The 14,284-nt window shown below is 64.5% G+C and carries 12 protein-coding genes and 2 tRNA genes; 4 read left to right on the top strand and 10 right to left on the bottom strand.

The features are described 5' to 3' along the window. Positions 1-200: 200 nt before the first annotated feature. Both HIV01_RS00875 and uvrB read right to left on the bottom strand, forming a co-directional pair. Positions 201-275 (bottom strand) — tRNA-Val (locus tag HIV01_RS00875). Between the two features lie 111 nt (positions 276-386). Then, complete coding sequence (gene uvrB, locus HIV01_RS00870; RefSeq protein WP_200604412.1) at positions 387-2,420, bottom strand: excinuclease ABC subunit UvrB; 2,034 nt, start codon at positions 2,418-2,420, stop codon at positions 387-389. 166 nt (positions 2,421-2,586) lie between these two features. On the opposite strand from uvrB, the gene HIV01_RS00865 reads away from it, so the two are divergent. From HIV01_RS00865 to HIV01_RS00855, 3 genes are all read left to right on the top strand, one after another. Then, positions 2,587-3,078 carry a GspH/FimT family pseudopilin gene (locus HIV01_RS00865; protein WP_200604411.1) on the top strand — a complete coding sequence of 164 codons (492 nt, stop codon included), beginning with the start codon at positions 2,587-2,589 and terminating at the stop codon, positions 3,076-3,078. Positions 3,079-3,131: 53 nt separating this feature from the next. Further along, positions 3,132-3,208 (top strand) — tRNA-Asn (locus HIV01_RS00860). 394 nt (positions 3,209-3,602) lie between these two features. Further along, positions 3,603-4,403, top strand: coding sequence for an FkbM family methyltransferase (locus HIV01_RS00855; protein ID WP_200604410.1), 801 nt, complete (start codon positions 3,603-3,605; stop codon positions 4,401-4,403). Here HIV01_RS00855 and HIV01_RS00850 read toward each other — a convergent pair. The 7 genes from HIV01_RS00850 to HIV01_RS00820 form a co-directional block, all read right to left on the bottom strand. Then, the gene (locus tag HIV01_RS00850) at positions 4,400-4,588 is read right to left on the bottom strand and encodes a hypothetical protein (protein ID WP_200604409.1); all 189 of its coding nucleotides are present in this window, start codon (positions 4,586-4,588) and stop codon (positions 4,400-4,402) included. The genes HIV01_RS00855 and HIV01_RS00850 overlap by 4 nt on opposite strands. A gap of 63 nt (positions 4,589-4,651) precedes the next feature. Next, positions 4,652-5,101, bottom strand: coding sequence for a type IV pilin protein (locus HIV01_RS00845; protein WP_425600243.1), 450 nt, complete (start codon positions 5,099-5,101; stop codon positions 4,652-4,654). A gap of 3 nt (positions 5,102-5,104) precedes the next feature. Then, complete coding sequence (locus HIV01_RS18055) at positions 5,105-8,929, bottom strand: PilC/PilY family type IV pilus protein (RefSeq protein WP_245156880.1); 3,825 nt, start codon at positions 8,927-8,929, stop codon at positions 5,105-5,107. Positions 8,930-8,942: 13 nt separating this feature from the next. Next, entirely contained in the window at positions 8,943-9,497 is a 555-nt protein-coding gene (locus HIV01_RS00835) for a pilus assembly PilX family protein (protein ID WP_200604408.1), read from the bottom strand. Beyond that, positions 9,494-10,558 carry a PilW family protein gene (locus tag HIV01_RS00830; protein WP_200604407.1) on the bottom strand — a complete coding sequence of 355 codons (1,065 nt, stop codon included), beginning with the start codon at positions 10,556-10,558 and terminating at the stop codon, positions 9,494-9,496. Before HIV01_RS00830 ends, HIV01_RS00835 begins: the two co-directional genes overlap by 4 nt. After that, positions 10,555-11,034, bottom strand: a complete 480-nt coding sequence (gene pilV, locus HIV01_RS00825; RefSeq protein ID WP_200604406.1) for a type IV pilus modification protein PilV — start codon at positions 11,032-11,034, stop codon at positions 10,555-10,557. Before pilV ends, HIV01_RS00830 begins: the two co-directional genes overlap by 4 nt. 12 nt (positions 11,035-11,046) lie before the next feature. Next, positions 11,047-11,625, bottom strand: coding sequence for a GspH/FimT family pseudopilin (locus tag HIV01_RS00820; protein ID WP_200604405.1), 579 nt, complete (start codon positions 11,623-11,625; stop codon positions 11,047-11,049). Between the two features lie 219 nt (positions 11,626-11,844). On the opposite strand from HIV01_RS00820, the gene HIV01_RS00815 reads away from it, so the two are divergent. Continuing rightward, positions 11,845-12,819, top strand: a complete 975-nt coding sequence (locus HIV01_RS00815; protein ID WP_245156879.1) for a sensor histidine kinase — start codon at positions 11,845-11,847, stop codon at positions 12,817-12,819. 49 nt (positions 12,820-12,868) lie between these two features. On the opposite strand, the gene ppnN is transcribed toward HIV01_RS00815, so the two are convergent. Continuing rightward, positions 12,869-14,248, bottom strand: coding sequence for a nucleotide 5'-monophosphate nucleosidase PpnN (ppnN, locus tag HIV01_RS00810; protein ID WP_200604404.1), 1,380 nt, complete (start codon positions 14,246-14,248; stop codon positions 12,869-12,871). Positions 14,249-14,284: the final 36 nt, after the last annotated feature.

The raw sequence follows: 14,284 nt of genomic DNA, 5'->3' as shown, positions 1-14,284 counted from the left end.
GGTAGTGCTCATGTCGCACGCTCGGCCGACGGTGTTGCCGCGGGCCACCTCTGGGTCCTGCCTCCGGCCGATTGCCGGATGCCAGGGTGAAATAGTTGGGTCTTCGCGCGGCCAAGTCAACGCCGGAGCGCGTGCAGGCATCGGAAACCCGGGCCCGGAAAGCAGAACGGCCGGGCAGAGCCCGGCCGTTCGCAACATATTGGTGGGCGGTACAGGGTTCGAACCTGTGACCCCTACCATGTCAAGGTAGTGCTCTACCGCTGAGCTAACCGCCCTTCGTTTCGCCACAAGTGGCTCACGAGGGCGCGCAGTTTAGCCCGTCGGCGCGATGGCGGCAACACCCTTGTCGTCTCATTCCCGCCTTGGCGGGAACGATAGTGAAGGAATCAGGCAGCGAAGCCTGCGTCCTTCAGTTGCCGCAACTGGTCGCGCACCGCCGCGGCTTCCTCGAACTCCAGATCGCGCGCGTGCTGGTACATCTGCTGCTCCAGCGCCTTGATCCGCGCCGCGAACTGACTCGGGCTGAGCCGGGCGTACTCGGCCAGGTCCTCGGCGACCTTGCGTGCCTTGCCCCTGCCCTTCGCGGTCTCGCCCGGTTCGGCGCGTGCGCCCTCCATGACATCGACGATGGCTTTGGCGATCGACTTGGGCGTGATGCCGTGTTCGAGGTTGTATTCGACCTGTTTCTGGCGGCGACGGTCGGTCTCGTCGATCGCCTTCTGCATCGAGTTGGTGATGCGGTCGGCGTAAAGGATCGCCTTGCCGCGCAGGTTGCGCGCGGCGCGGCCGATGGTCTGGATCAGCGAACCGGCCGAACGCAGGAAGCCTTCCTTGTCGGCATCGAGGATCGCCACCAGCGACACCTCCGGCATGTCCAGGCCCTCGCGCAGCAGGTTGATGCCGACCAGCACGTCGAACTTGCCCAGGCGCAGGTCGCGGATGATCTCCACGCGTTCGACGGTCTCGATGTCCGAGTGCAGGTAGCGCACGCGCACGCCGTGCTCGCCGAGGTACTCGGTGAGGTTCTCGGCCATGCGCTTGGTCAGCGTCGTGATCAGCACGCGGTCGCCCATGGCGACGCGCTCGCGGATCTCGCCGAGCACGTCGTCGACCTGCGTGCCGACCGGGCGGATCTCGACTTCCGGATCGACCAGGCCGGTCGGGCGCACCACCAGTTCGACGATCTGGCCTTCGGACTTGCGCAGCTCGTATGGGCCCGGCGTAGCGGAGACATAGATGGCACGCGGCGAGCGGCCTTCCCATTCCTCGAAGCGCAGCGGTCGGTTGTCGAGCGCCGACGGCAGGCGGAAACCGAACTGCACCAGGGTTTCCTTGCGTGAGCGGTCGCCCTTGTACATCGCGCCGATCTGCGGAACGGTCACGTGCGACTCGTCGACCACCAGCAGCGCGTCCGGCGGCAGGTAGTCGAACAGGCACGGCGGCGGCTCGTCGGGCATGTGCCCGGTGAGGTGGCGCGAGTAGTTCTCGATGCCGTTGCAGTAGCCGACCTCGGCCAGCATCTCCAGGTCGAACTGGGTGCGCTGGGCGAGGCGCTGCGCCTCGACCAGCTTGTTCTCGGCGTAGAGCTGCTCCAGGCGCATGCGCAACTCATCCTTGATCGTCTCGATCGCGTCGAGCACGGTGCGGCGCGTGGTGACGTAATGCGAACCGGGGTAGATGGTGTAGCGCGGCACGCGGCGCAGGGTCTCGCCGGTGAGCGGGTCGAACACGCTGAGCTGCTCGATCTCGCCGTCGAACAACTCGATCCGCAACGCCTCGGAATCGCTTTCCGCCGGATGCACGTCGACGACCTCGCCGCGAACGCGATAGGTCGCGCGGCGCAGCTCGGTGTCGTTGCGGGTGTACTGCATCTCGGTCAGGCGGCGGATCAGCTCGCGCTGGTCGATGCGCTCGCCACGGACCATGTGCAGGACCATGCGGAAGTATTCGTTGGGATCACCCAGGCCGTAGATGGCCGACACCGTGCAGACGATGATCGTGTCGCGGCGCTCCAGCAGCGCCTTGGTCGCCGACAGGCGCATCTGCTCGATGTGCTCGTTGACCGAGCTGTCCTTCTCGATGAAGGTGTCGCTCGACGGCACGTAGGCTTCGGGCTGGTAGTAGTCGTAGTAGCTGACGAAATATTCGACCGCGTTGTGCGGGAAGTACGCCTTGAACTCGCCGTACAGCTGCGCGGCGAGGGTCTTGTTGGGCGCCATCACCAGGGTCGGCTTCTGCACCGACTGGACGATGTTGGCGACGGTGAAGGTCTTGCCCGAGCCGGTCACGCCGAGCATGGTCTGGGAGGCCAGTCCGCTCTCGAAGCCATCCACCAGGCGCGCGATCGCCTGCGGCTGGTCACCCGCGGGCTCGTAGGGCGATACCAGCTGGAAGCCTGCGGGATGGAGACTGTCGTTCATCGGCGATGGCCCCGGGGGTAATCCTTCAGTGTAGTCGCTGCTGGAGATGGGGGCAGCGGCGGCCCTTCCCTACCCCGGCTCACGTCCGGGCGCCGACTGGATTCAGCTGCCGGCGCGCGGATAGTCGGCTGCCCGCGACACCGGAACTGGCGCCATGGACCGGCACATGCAAGGCCTGACCTTGATCGAACTGCTGGTGGCCGTGGCGATACTGGGGGTGACGCTGGGCCTGGTCGCTCCCGCGTTCAGGCAAATGACCCTGGCGGTCCGGGCCAATGGCGTTTTCCATGAATTGACGGCATCGCTGGCGATGGCGAGAACCCACTCGCTGATGCGAAACGCCCCGGTCGTGGTCTGCCCGAGCCAGGATGGCGTCACCTGCAGGCACGACAGCGTCTGGGACCAGGGATGGATCGCATTCACCGCACGCGACGGCAGGCTTGTGCGTGCTTCGTCCGGCGGACGCGGGCTGGTGATCACAAGCAATCGCCCGCGTCTGCGCTTCCAGGCGGGCGGCTTCAGCGAGGGGAGCAATCTCACCTTGTACGTGTACGCCGACGCGGATGGCCCATTGATTGGTGTCATCAAGGTGAGCCAGGCAGGCCGGATCCGATCGGAACGCACGCCAATGGCCACGATCAGCAGTAATTCCCCCTGATCTCCGCCTGGACTATTGACCCTGTCCGCTGAGGCTTTACAATGCCCGTCCCCGCCCGAATAGCTCAGCCGGTTAGAGCACTTGACTGTTAATCAGGGGGTCGTTGGTTCGAGTCCAACTTCGGGCGCCAGTACAAGCTATATAGATCGAGGCCTGCAGAGATGCGGGCCTTTTTCGTTTCTGCGGCCACTTTCCAAAAATTGTCGGGACTGTCGAAAACTCTTGGGCTGTGCAGGTAGCTCTCGCCTGATCCGCCCCGCATTCGCCACAGCCCACCGGTCCACCCAAGCGATCGCCACGGCCTCACACGGCGCGTTGGCCTTGCGCTCCATGCCCACATCTAGATGCCGGTTGAGGGTCGTCCGCCACAGGTCGTTGTGGAATGCGATCACTGCGACGGCTACAGGGCCGCAGTGCAGCCAGCGGCTAGTGGCCGGGCCGCTGACGAAGCCGCGCTTAGGAGCGCCCAATCTGCAGCAGGCGCATGCCTTATGATCGGGCAGACCTGTCCGGAGTGAAGCTAAATGGAGCAAGCGGCACGGATCGATATTGGCGGACGGGGCTACACCCTCGTCTCCGACGACGACTACCTCGCAGCACATGGAGGGGTGTTTGAGCCTGACACCGTGAAGCTGTTCCGGCACCTTGCCTCCGGCAGTAACGTCGCGTTGGACATCGGTGCCAATGTCGGCTGCACTGCCCTGCTCCTGAGCCAGATCGCCAAGCAGGTCCACGCCTTCGAGCCATCGCCCAGTACGCATCACTGGCTGCACCAGAACACGCGGCAGGCGCCGAACGTGACCACGCATAACCTCGGGCTGGGCCGGGCCGCGGCGGTATCCGAACTGACCTTTGCCCCGAACAACAGATCGGGTGGCTTCGTGTCGGATCAGACCAAGGCCACCGAGGGGCACACGGTCGAGACGATCCAGATCAATCGCCTGGACGACGTGGTGCGAGCCCAGCAGATCGGCCCGGTGGACTTCATCAAGATGGACGTGGAGGGCTACGAACTGGAGGTCATCAAGGGCGCTCCGGAGACGCTATGGCGCTATCGCCCGGTCATAGCGCTGGAGATGAACCACTGGTGCCTCAACGCCTTCCACCGCGTTTCGGTCCCCGACTTCCTCGACTACCTGACCAACGCCTTCCCGTATGTGTACGCGGTCCATCAGGGCCGGCGGATGGACGTGCGCGAACCGGGCCATCGCTACGACGTGATGCGCCTGCACATCCTCGGCGGCCAGTACAACGGGCTGGTGTGCGCTTACGACGCGCCGCGACTGAACTCGTTCCTTGCCGCGTACCAGCCGGGGCTGGCTTAGACGTTCATCCCTGACGCGCGCCACATGACCGTCAGGCCGACGCCTCCGGCGACCGTGGCGCCCGCGTCAAGTCCAACTTCGGGCGCCAGATAATAAAAAAGACCTGCGACGCTGTCGCAGGTCTTTTTTTTTTGCCTTGTACCGGCACGATCGCCCAAGAAGAATGCCCGCATCGATGCGGGCATTTTCTTGATTCCACGGAGTTGGCAGGCATGACGCCGGGCGCCTGGTGCGCGCCCGGACCGGATTTACCAGCAGTCGTCGACCGAGCCCGTACCGCCTTCACCCCGCTGCCCCTTCTCGTCGAGCGTGAGGGTGCCGCATTTCCCATCGCGCTGGTTTGACTTGGGCGCAGCCTGCAGCGTGAACGCCGCTCGGGTCGGATCCGCTACGAAGCCCACGGTGTAGAAATTCGCGACATCGGCATCGCAGGCCGGGGCCGCCCCCCCCACATAAGTGAAGTTGGTCGTGTAGTAGCGCTCCATGAACTGCGCGTGCTGCATCAGGCAGCCTTCGGCCGCGACGCGGCGCGACTTGACCACCACCCCCTGGTAGCTCGCGTAAGCGATGGCCATGAGGACCGCGATAACGAGCACCACGATCATCAACTCGATCAGGGTGAAACCCGCCGCCTTTCCGGGCGCGCCGCGCTGGCGTGTCCGGGCCGGGAGAACCGCATTCTTGGAGCTCGGCATCATTCGTCAGTTCCTCTGAATTTCGCGCCAGGACACGCGGCGGGGTTGTCCGCCTTGCGGGTTAACGGTGACCGAGCCAAGGGTGCCCTTCGAACCGCCCACGACCAGCAGCGAGTCGATGACGGTGGGAAGCGTCGGCATGCCCACGCCCAGGTCGACCGAGCCGATCGGCAGCTGGTTTCCGTCGGCATCTGCAACGGTATCGTCGCTGGAATCACCATTGCCATTGGAATCGAAGTACGACTCCGAAAGGCTGGTGCCGGTGAATGCGTCGAGTGCGTTGATATAGCCCGAGCCGCCACTCTCACAGTCGGTCGTCGTTTCGTCGTCCGGCGGAATCAGGCTGGCCGTGATCAGAGCCGTACCGCTGACTCGCGGATTGCTGACAATGCGCTCACCCGGCTCGGGATCGTCGAGGTCGATGTACCAGCCCTTGTTCCCGCTTTCCAGCGATTCGATGTGCTGCTGGAACGCGCGCACCTTTCGGCCGTCCTTCGTGGTTACCACCATGATTTCGCGTTCCGCCAAGTCGCCGCGGTCGTACGACCCGCCGTCATCGATGATGCCGTACATCGACTGCACGTCGTTGCTGTCGCGGTCGTTCTCGGTCAGGAAGCTGCCCGTGCCGACGAAAATCCAGATCTGCCCGGTAAGCGGATTGCGCGCGAGTGCAACGCCTGCGGTGATCGGCTGCGCCTTGTCATCGTCATCCATCGCGGTGAACAACTTCGACTTTGACCAACTCGCCGATGCGCTGGACCGGAGATCGAACTTCCAGACATTGCCCTGGAGGTCGCCGGCGTAGACGTAATCGACAGTGCCGTTTCCGTCCAGATCGGCGCCACGCGGCGCGGAGAGGCCGTTGTCGCCGGTCACGCCGGTGTCGATCTCGCGGATCACGTCGCCGGTGGCGACGTTGATGACGAACAGGCTGGCGGTTCCCGTGCTGCTGTTGATGCCGTTGCTCACCACGACGGCCTTTGTTTTCGATGCGTCGTTGAGTTTCACCATCAACGGCTCGCCCAGGACCAGGCCCATGTTGGTCGGTGCCGCGGAGCCAGTCAGATCCCAAAGCACGTCGTCGTCGTCGAAGCTGCCGGGGGTGGTGACATCCAGCCCGTAAACGCCCTTGCCACCGCGCCCCAGCGCGCCGACCAAGTAGTTCTTGCCCGGGGTCTGGGTGGTGTTGGACACCGTGATCGGACCATCGACGAAATACTTGTGCACGTACAGCGGATTGGCGAGTTGCGCCAGGTCGGTCATGGAGACACCGCGCGGCACGTAGGCAAACAGCTCCGTACCGGCCACCGGACCACTGGATTCGGTCACCGTCTTGAAGGCGTGCAGCATGCCGTCGTTGGCCCCGACGAAGATGGTCTTGCTGTCCGCGACGTAGTTCGGCGATGAGTTCACGATGTCGCCCAGGACCGTCGAACGCTCGCGCATAACACCATTGGTCTGGTTGGTTTCCTTGCTCCGATCGCCCCTGATGTAGGAGGCGATCTGCGCGCCGGTAACCGTCGAAGTCGAACCGAAGATGCTCGTGACCTGCGCCCCCAGCGCCGTCACCTGGTCAGTGGTGGGGAACGCTACGCCTTCCGACCCCTCCCAGGTCTTGATGTTCCTGCTGGCCACCGCCGGGACATGCTCGGAGGCGATCCATGCCGGAGTCAGGTCAATGCCCGCGCTACTGACGCTGTGGGCCGCCAACTCGCCGGCCCACTTGCCTGACGTATAGCTGGCCTGGTAGACCCGGCCATCGGTGCCCTGCAGCGACGATGTGTTGGTGGAAACGTTGGACGCCGAACCCAGGCGCTCGGCCACGGTGGCGAGCGCCGATTTCAGCGCCTTGGCGAACTGCTCGGGATCCTGCGCCGAGACAAAGGTGCCGCGACTGTTGACGGCGGCATGCTGGAGGTCATCGATGTTCTGAGGGTTGTCGTCGCCGTTGGTGGCGTGCTTCGGCTGGACCCAGTACGCACCCGCGGTCTTCTCCTTCGCCGCCTTGATCTGCGCATCGGTCATCAGGCCACGCGCGCCCAGGCTGATGCCGAAGGTCACCATGTGCTGCCAGAAGGCAGGGTTTGCCGTGGAGGAAGGCACCTTGTTCTCGAGGGTGCGCAGGTCGGTCTTCCAGTAATGCATGGCAACGTCGGCCAGCGTGGTGGTGTCCAGGCCGTCGTCCGCATCACCAGCCGGGTTGTACCAGTAGGGTGCCTGCTTGGTGTACTTGAAGTCACCATTGTTCGGCCCTGTGATCGTCACGCCGTCTTCTTCATCACCACTGATGTGCGTGTAGTTGTTGTCCGGATCGTCGGTGCCGTTGAAGTTGTTCCAGTAACCGTCCGTGGTCAGGATGGCGAAGTTCTGTCGGCATGCCAGCTGTACCTTGGTGGCGCCAGAACCAGTGGCGGGACCGTACGGGCCGTCATCGGCCGTTTCGGAGAAATACTTGCCAACCGTATTGAGCGCCTTGCGCAGCGGCGTGGTGTTCTTGCCGTCCATCTCGTGGAGTTTCGTGAACCACTGCGAGCGATTGGTATCCTTGAACAATCCGCTGTCGTGCGTAACCGGGATCTTGTACCCCTGGTACTTGTTGTCGCCCGGGGGATAAAGGCCAATCAGGCCGACGCGGATGTTCTGCTGCAGTCCGGCGAATGCCGTGCTCGCGCCGTTCTTCGCGGACTTCATGCGGGTGCGGTGATATGAGTACCAGGTTGCGTAGTTGTCCTTCTCGGCTTGTTCGGTGCGCTTGCTGCCATCTGCCTTGTACTGGGGCGTGGTACGCGTGCAGTTTCGCCAGGCATTGCCGCTGGTACTTGCGGCCGTGCAACCCAGGGTGTTGTTCTCGGTAACCGTATAGCTGACGGTGAAGCTGACGCCAGTGAAGCTGTCGCTGTTGCTGTTGTTGCGCGCCTTGAGGGCAAGGTTCCAGACGCCGGGCTGCGCGGTCGACGCCGTGCACGTTTCGGCGCTGCTGCCCGTCGTTTCTGACTTGCAGCGCCAACTATTGTTGTTATTCCCCTGGTTCGTAGAAGGCGATCCGTCATTGGAGTGACGCACATAGAGGTGCGCATCGGCGTCGTTTCCGGACGTCGTGACCGTCAACGACACCGTCTTGCCCTCTACTTCGGGGATGGTGAACGAAAAGCGGGCGGCGACAGGCGCGTCGGCAGCCGTGTCGGCGCCGCTGGTGCCTTTCAATGCCCAGGCTCCCCTGTTGGCGCGCAGATCGGAGTCGCTGGTCAGCGCCACCGCCGGGGTTGTGGGCGCCGCGCTGAGCCATTCGGCCTGCACGACCCGGCCCGTGCCACTGAGAATCTGGTAACGGTAGTAGCTGGAAGAGACCGTCAGGTTGGTCGCAGTGGGCTTGGGGATATAGAACGTCTGTGTGGTATTGGCGAGGTTGGCGCTGCCTGAAAGCAACGAGGCATCGCTGTAGGCGGTGTCGAACGTGGTGCCTCCGGTAACGGGCTCGCTGTTGCTGCCCAGCCAGGCGGAGTATGTCGTGGCGGGGTTGTAGGCGAGCGAGTTGGCGGTATACGCCTCGTCCTCGCTGGCGCCGGTATCGATCGACAACTTGTAGGGAAGGGTGTCGCCTTCCATCGACAGCGAGTCGTCGAGGATCAGCATGACGTTCGCCGCCGGGTAGGCCACGCCGGTCTGCATCGGCAATACCGGGATGTCCACTGCGTGTCCCGGCGCGGCGACAAGCGTCGCGCACAGGGTGACGAAGAAGGGCGTCAGGCGGCGCAAGGTACCAGGGCGTCGCGCAGACACTACTCGGCCGGGGCCGCGCTTGGACGTGCCGTCCATTGTCTTGATGGTCATGGTGATCCTTCGATCAAGGCACTGCGTAGGTGGATTGGAGCATCACTTCAGCGCGTCCGTCGGCGTGGCTGTATGCCGTGACGCGGTAGCGACGCTCGTTGCCGGAGCAACTGGCATCCGGCGAAACGTCGATGCTGGTCGAGCATTGGCCGCTGGCCGGCAACGTGGTGTCGAGCAGTTCGACGATGAAGCGCGGCTTGGCAGTGAGGTCACCGACATCGACGGTGGCCTCGCGCCAGAAGCCCGAATCGTCGTCCCAGAATCCGTCGGCCTGCCAGCGCTGGTTGTCGGTGGCAACGGCCGGATCGGGCCTGGAGCAGAGGCCGTCGGCACAGCCACTGGCGGGGAAGCTGCTCACTGCGAGCGACTCCGCGTACTCCTCACCCTCGCGCAACGCTGCCTCGGTCGCCTGGAAGGCCATGCCCCGGTCAAGCAGGTTGGCGCTCATGCGTTCTTCCAGCAGCGTGCCGCGCATCGCAGCCAGGCCCAGCAGGGTCAAGATGACCAACAGGATCAGCACTACGAACAAGGCCACGCCCTTCTGGCGGGTGGGAAATGAGTGCCTCATGGCAGGCGGTTCCTGATGGTGATGACGTGCGCCAGGGTGCGTTGCAGCGGATTGCCGTCGGTTCCGACCCGATCCTGTCCGACCAGGTCCAGGGTGACCCGCATTGCGACGATCGACGGCCAATCCGCGGCGGCGACGGTGCCCTGGTATGCCGCGTCACCTTGCCGGAGGTACTCCAGCGTCATGTCGTTGACGCCCTCTACGATTTCGTTCGTCTCCAGCGCTGCGGCAGAGCCGTGCAGGACGGACTGATACAGAGACTTCCCACCGCGGTCGTTGGTGGCCACGTACCAGCGAACCGCGCGAATCTTGGTGACAACCGCGGTCCATTTGCTGCCGGGTTGCGTGCAATCCACGCCGGAAGCGGGCACGCCGCCGAACACGCAGCCGAACTGGTAGCCGGTTCCGGCGGCGCCGTCACAGCTGAGCGGCATGCCCAGGCCCTGCGTGCAGTTGCCCGGAGTGCCGCTGCCGGTGGCATGCTCGATGGTCTCGGCACCAGCCGTGGTGACCTGGAAGATGGCAGCGTGGTTGGAGTCGCACGCCACCGCGATATCGCCGACGGCAAAACCGTGGTCCGCCGAGTTCAGGGTGATCGTGCCGGTAGTCGGGTTGTCGGATTCGATCGTCACCGGATCGGCAAAGGCCGACTTGAGCTCGATTGCATCGGTGCCCGCGGTGCGCTGCGCCGCGCCTGTGCCGAATGCCGAATCCGGAAAGGCCGTATCACCGGGGTAGCCGCGCACGCCACCGGAGAAGTCCGTGTACCAGGCACCGCCCGGAACCAGGACGTTGACCGTGCTTGCCAGCGGCGCGCCACAGAAATTGCCGCCAGCCTCGCGCACGTCGCGCGACATCAACTCGAATGCGACGCGGGCATTCTCCTGCAGGCGACCCAGGCTCTCGGTGGCCGTGTAGGTCTGCCGGTTGGCCATGAACAGCGTCCCGGCCGCGGCCACGACCAGCAAGCCGAGCACGAGCGAAATCATCAGTTCGATCAACGAGAAACCTGACGCCAGCACCGGCCCGCGGGTGCCGCGAAGGGAACGTCGCGCCGTCATATCCTGGTCTCCACTGTCACCGTCTGCGTTTTGTCTTCCCCGTCGTCACCTGCATCCTGGGAGCGGGAATCGTTCCATTGCACCGTCACCTTGCAGCTGACGCTGTCGCAATCGGTCTGGCCACAGGCGTCGTCGCCGAGACTCTGGTGCAACGAAGTGATCCAATTGCGCAGATCCGTCTCGACGAGGTCGCCCTCGTCGGGCAACTCGCAGATCATTCCGCGGTCGTACTGACCGATGCGTGCGGCAGCCGCATTGGCGCGCATGGCATCGAGGATCGCGTAGCTCTGCACTACCGCGTTGCTTCGCTCGAACGAGCTTTGGCTGTTGCGCAACGCCACGGCCTGCAGCGCCGCGATGCCCAGCATGCCGACCGCCATCACCAGGACGGCGATGAGCACTTCCAGCAAGCCCACGCCGCGTTGACCAGCGCCGCCGATGCGGTCATTGGCAAGATGTCTGCTCACGGACTTCATTCTTTGCATCCCTCAATCGCCATCGTCGACTGCCTCACACGCCCCGCCGCCGTCATGTCTGTTGACGGAAACGCGGCTACCACTGCCAAGTGCAACCACGCGCATGTTCTCAGGCGGGTTGTCCGTTGCGATGCACGGTTGCAGGCTGACGTCCTGGACCAGATCGTCATCGCCGCGCGCCAGCCCCTCCGGCCGGAAGGTGATCTTGTTGTCGTCTGCCACCAGCGCCGCGCTCGCAACCATCTGCACCGGCGCTTTCGCATTACCCACGCGGAGCACGGCTCCGGCGTCGCGGACGATCCAGTTCTGCCAGTCGTCGCCGCTGCAGGTGGCGGCGTCCGCACTCGCGCAGACTTCCACGCGCACGTTGCGGCGCATTGCTTCAGAGCGAGCGAACTGCAGGTCCACGGCGAACTGATTGGCCGCCGAGGTCAATCGGTTGCTGTTGGTGATCGACGTGAAAGCGGGGAACGCGATCACGGCCAGGATCCCCAGCACCGAGATCGTCACCATCAACTCGAGCAGCGTGAAGCCGCGCGAGCTGGTGGCATTCAAGGAATTGGCCCGTTTACGGCCAGCGAAACGCGACATGACTCCCTCCCGAGGATCGTCTGCCGACAACGTTAGGGGGCCTGCCCGGTGGGTGCCAGCGAACACCGATGGGTGGTCACGGCGATGGCATGAGCGGCGGAGGGCCTGCCGAAGCCGACCAGGACAGGCATGATGGGAACCTGGCCCCTCGCTTCCGCCCGCACGATGCAGAAGTCCAATCCACCCCATCGCCCTCTCGACGTTCTCTGGCAGCCCCCCGTGTTGATCTGGGTCGTGCTGGCCGGCGAATGCGTGGCTACGGTGCTGGCATTGGCCCCGGGCGAGGGTCGCGGCAACCGTTTGATCTACTTCGGGCTGGCGTCGCTGGTCGTGCAGTGGATCGCATTGTTGTCACTTGGCACGTTGTACCTGTTGCGCAATCTCCTCTCCGGCCTGCGGCCGCAGATCCTGGCCTGGGTGACGCTGGCGCTGCTGCTCTCGAGCACCTGGGTGGTTACCGGGCTCGCCTGGTTGGCGCTGGGAACTGACTGGCCCCTGGCCGAAGGCGGTTGGCCGGCGCTGACTCTGCAGCTGACTGGAATCGCGCTGGCAGTGGGACTTCTCGGCTTGGCCGCGTTCCAGAACCATTGGCGCGGCATCCTGCACGCCGTTCGCGCAAAGCAGTCGGAACTGCTGGCCCTGCAGGCCCGCATCCGCCCCCACTTCCTCTTCAATACCCTCAATACCGGCGCGGCCCTGGTCCACCGCAAGCCGGAAGAGGTCGAACGCCTGTTGCTGGACCTGGCCGATCTGTTCCGGGCGGCATTGGCCGGTCCGCACGACATCTCACTGGAAGACGAACTGGCCTTGGCCAGGCGATACCTGGAGATTGAGCAATTGCGCTTCGGCGAGCGTCTGCAGATTGACTGGCAGCTGCCCCGGGAAATTCCCGCGGTGACCGTCCCGGCCCTGTCGATCCAGCCGCTGGTCGAGAACGCAATTCGTCACGGCATCGAACGTCGCGCCGAGGGCGGGCAGATCGAGATCGCGGTCACGACCACGCCGGAAACGGTCATCGTGCGCATCATCAATCCGCTTGCATCGAGAGCCGGGCAGAATCCCGGCCATCATGTCGGCCTCAATGCCTCCCAGGTGCGGATCGAGGCGCTGACCGGCGGCCGTGGCAGCGTGATAACCCAGCAGGAGGGCAAGCGGTTCATCGCAACGGTGCGCTTGCCGGTCTCGCCGGGCTAGCCCTTGCCGCCCACCCCTCTCCCGCGAACGGGAGAAGGGCGCAGTGAAATCACGCAACCACGCGATAACAGGGCTTGTACTCGCCCGCGATCTTCATGCGTCGCTGCTCGACGAAAGCGCGCAGCAGTGCATCGAGCGACTGCATCATGTCGGCGTCGCCGTGGATCTCGAACGGGCCGTGCGCCTCGATCCGGCGCATACCGTCTTCCTTGACGTTGCCGGCAACGATGCCGGAGAAAGCGCGGCGCAGGTCGGCGGCCAGTTCATGCGGCTTGCGGCCATGGTGCAGGTCGAGCGAGGCCATAGCCTCGTGACTCGGCACGAACGGACGCTGGAACGCCAGCGGGATATCGACCGACCAGTTGAAGAAGAACGAGTCCTTCTGCGCGATGCGGTGTTCGCGGACCTTGCGGATGCCCGCGGACATGCGCTTGGCGACCTTGTCCGGCTCGCCGACGATGATCTCGTAGCGCTTCGTTGCTTCCTCGCCCAGGGTCAGGCGGATGAACTTGTCGATCTGTTCGAAGTACGGCGCGGATGCGGTCGGGCCGGTGAAGATCAGCGGGAACGGCAGGTGCGCGTTTTCTTCGCGCAGCAGGATGCCGAGCAGGTAGAGGATTTCCTCGGCCGTGCCGACGCCACCCGGGAACACGATGATGCCGTGGCCGAGCCGGACGAACGCCTCCAGGCGCTTTTCGATGTCCGGCATGATCACCAGATGGTTGACGATCGGGTTCGGCGATTCGGCGGCGATGATGCCCGGCTCGGTGATGCCGATGTAGCGCGTGCGGCCGCGGCGCTGCTTGGCGTGGGCGATGGTCGCGCCCTTCATCGGGCCCTTCATCGCACCCGGGCCGCAGCCGGTGCAGATGTCGAGGCCGCGCAGGCCCAGCTCGTAGCCGACCTGCTTGGTGTAGACGTACTCGTCGCGCGAGATCGAGTGGCCGCCCCAGCACACCACCAGGTTGGGTTCGGTCGGATGCAGGATGCGAGCGTTGCGCAACAGGCCGAACACCGAGTCGGTGATGCCCGACGAGGTTTCCAGGTCCTTGTTCGAGTCAGGGCCCAGTTCCATCACCGTGTAGGCCAGGTCGCGGACCACGGCGAACAGCAGTTCGGCGACGCCGCGGATTATCTCGCCGTCGACGAAGGCCATCGCCGGGGCATGGGTCAGGTCGATGCGGACGCCGCGATCCTGCTGGTGCACCTGGATGTCGAATTCGGGGTACAGCTCGCGCGCGGCGCGCGGGTCGTCGGATGCGCTGCCGCTGGTCAGCACCGCCAGCGCGCAACGGCGCAGCAGGTCGTGCATGCCAGTGGACACGTCGCGCAGGCGCGCGACCTCGTCGCGGGAGAGGACGTCGAGCCCGCCCTTCGGGTAGATCCGGGCGTTGACGGTCGGAAGGGTGGTTTCAATGGTGGCGCTCATCTTTCTCTTCTTTTCTTCTGTTTACCGGCATGACTC

The organism is Lysobacter arenosi (genome assembly GCF_016613475.2).
GTDB lineage: Bacteria > Pseudomonadota > Gammaproteobacteria > Xanthomonadales > Xanthomonadaceae > Lysobacter_J > Lysobacter_J arenosi.
The sequence above is the reverse complement of the archived record's forward strand: the minus strand, read 5'-3'. Positions and strand labels throughout refer to the sequence as shown.

Excerpts from the sequence above, each read along its gene's own strand:
- HIV01_RS18055 (WP_245156880.1), bottom strand. The coding sequence starts at position 8,929 with ATGACCATCAAGACAATGGACGGCACGTCCAAGCGCGGCCCCGGCCGA.
- HIV01_RS00855 (WP_200604410.1), top strand. The coding sequence starts at position 3,603 with ATGGAGCAAGCGGCACGGATCGATATTGGCGGACGGGGCTACACCCTC.
- HIV01_RS00820 (WP_200604405.1), bottom strand. The coding sequence starts at position 11,625 with ATGTCGCGTTTCGCTGGCCGTAAACGGGCCAATTCCTTGAATGCCACC.
- HIV01_RS00865 (WP_200604411.1), top strand. The coding sequence starts at position 2,587 with ATGCAAGGCCTGACCTTGATCGAACTGCTGGTGGCCGTGGCGATACTG.
- pilV (WP_200604406.1), bottom strand. The coding sequence starts at position 11,034 with ATGAAGTCCGTGAGCAGACATCTTGCCAATGACCGCATCGGCGGCGCT.
- HIV01_RS00850 (WP_200604409.1), bottom strand. The coding sequence starts at position 4,588 with ATGCCCGCATCGATGCGGGCATTCTTCTTGGGCGATCGTGCCGGTACA.
- uvrB (WP_200604412.1), bottom strand. The coding sequence starts at position 2,420 with ATGAACGACAGTCTCCATCCCGCAGGCTTCCAGCTGGTATCGCCCTAC.
- HIV01_RS00835 (WP_200604408.1), bottom strand. The coding sequence starts at position 9,497 with ATGAGGCACTCATTTCCCACCCGCCAGAAGGGCGTGGCCTTGTTCGTA.
- HIV01_RS00830 (WP_200604407.1), bottom strand. The coding sequence starts at position 10,558 with ATGACGGCGCGACGTTCCCTTCGCGGCACCCGCGGGCCGGTGCTGGCG.
- HIV01_RS00845 (WP_425600243.1), bottom strand. The coding sequence starts at position 5,101 with ATGATGCCGAGCTCCAAGAATGCGGTTCTCCCGGCCCGGACACGCCAG.
- ppnN (WP_200604404.1), bottom strand. The coding sequence starts at position 14,248 with ATGAGCGCCACCATTGAAACCACCCTTCCGACCGTCAACGCCCGGATC.